The sequence below is a fragment of the Flavobacterium profundi genome (assembly GCF_006491645.1).
Classification (GTDB): domain Bacteria; phylum Bacteroidota; class Bacteroidia; order Flavobacteriales; family Flavobacteriaceae; genus Flavobacterium; species Flavobacterium profundi.
Window position 1 is genome coordinate 1 of sequence record NZ_VDCZ01000028.1, and the last position, 1,463, is coordinate 1,463.

The window sequence follows — 1,463 nt, forward strand, 5'->3', positions numbered from 1 at the left end:
TATACACTAGAAAATATTCTTCCTTCAATGTTTTATCGGAATTCAAATATTCGTCTCTAAAATTGTCGATATTTAATGATATTTGATTTTTTTAAATTACCGCTAACGTTTTGCGGCTACAAGTAGTGGCGTAACCATTACCAAGCCATAACAAATATAAACTTATTTTAGAAAATTCGGAGAATTTTCGGAATAGCACTTACCAAGCCATTACTTGTAACCGCTGTTACCAGCTGGTTTTTTTAAAATTATTTTGTTTGAACCACTTAGTACTATACTTTTTATTATTTGGTTCGACTATAACAACCTTATTAGTTTTCAGTTTGCCAGTTTCGGTATCCACAAAAATTGTTTTCTTTGGGTCTTTCAACACAACTGTTCTCCAATCATCAGGATTAAGCGGTTTATTTTCAAACAAATGTTTGTAATCAGAGTAATTTATATTAGTTCTTTTCGTCTCTTTATTTACCAATTCAAATATCTCTATTCTCCTTATATAAATTGGTTTTTTTCCAATATTTGTCAAAGTGATTACAAATGAACAATTTGTTTCGTAATTTATTTTGTGACATTGAATTAAGATTTTTTTCTTTTCAGCTTGAATTTTAATCCAAATATTCCAAATTAATGAAATTGAAGAAATTACTAATGCAGTTATTGATATTATTAATTTATAATCCATATTTCATTTTAGAAAATTGTTCTGAAAACTTGCTGGTAACGGTCTCGGCTATGAGTAGTTGCGTGGGTTAGCACTTAATTTTGCAAGTACACACAAAACTGAAAATCCGCGAGGATTTTCAGAAGTAGTCGAGAACAAGCAATTACTTATAGCCATTGTTGTATGCAGTTATTTTTTCCATTTATATTTTTCCAGTTCGATTGCTTCTTCAAAGTATTCTTTAAACTTATCAGACATTTCTTTTTCAGTAAACTTAACAATCGTGTAAGAACTGTCCCAAGCAATTATCTCCACTTTAGAATTCTCAACTTGTAAATTTCCGTTTTTCCATATTTCTTCATTTCCATCTGCATAAGGAAATTCAATTCGGTCAGTTTTCAATTCCGCATTTTTGTCAATTCCAGAAAAAGCTCCCCAAACAATTTGAGTGTCAGTTTCACAAATTGCTTTCATTTCTTGAGATGAAATCAGAAACCAATCTTTTTCGTGATTAATTGGCAGTTTTTCCATTTCAGATGTATTTATTTCTAAATCCGAAATTAACCATTTCAAATTCTGAATATCATTTTCAATTGGTTTGAGCAAGATATTCAAATTCGTATGATATTTTAACTTACTTGTATTTCTTAATATCCAATTCAATTTTCAAGAGTTCGTTTTAATTGCATACAACGTGTTGCCGCTTGTGGCAGTTGCGTAAATTTATAACAAAAGATTACAAGTACAAAACTCCTTATGGAATTTTCGGAGAAAATTCCGAACACAAGCCAAGCCTAGCAAT

General features: G+C 30.1%; 2 protein-coding genes. Both read right to left on the reverse strand.

What is annotated here, in order from left to right:
- Positions 1-226: 226 nt before the first annotated feature.
- The gene (locus FHG05_RS18220) at positions 227-682 is read right to left on the reverse strand and encodes a hypothetical protein (protein ID WP_140999556.1); all 456 of its coding nucleotides are present in this window, start codon (positions 680-682) and stop codon (positions 227-229) included.
- Between the two features lie 168 nt (positions 683-850).
- Positions 851-1,324: a hypothetical protein gene (locus FHG05_RS18230; RefSeq protein WP_140999558.1), complete on the reverse strand. Its 474-nt coding sequence runs from the start codon at positions 1,322-1,324 to the stop codon at positions 851-853.
- Between the last annotated feature and the right edge of the window lie 139 nt (positions 1,325-1,463).

Coding starts and splice junctions, on each gene's coding strand:
- FHG05_RS18220 (WP_140999556.1), bottom strand. CDS start 682: ATGGATTATAAATTAATAATATCAATAACTGCATTAGTAATTTCTTCA.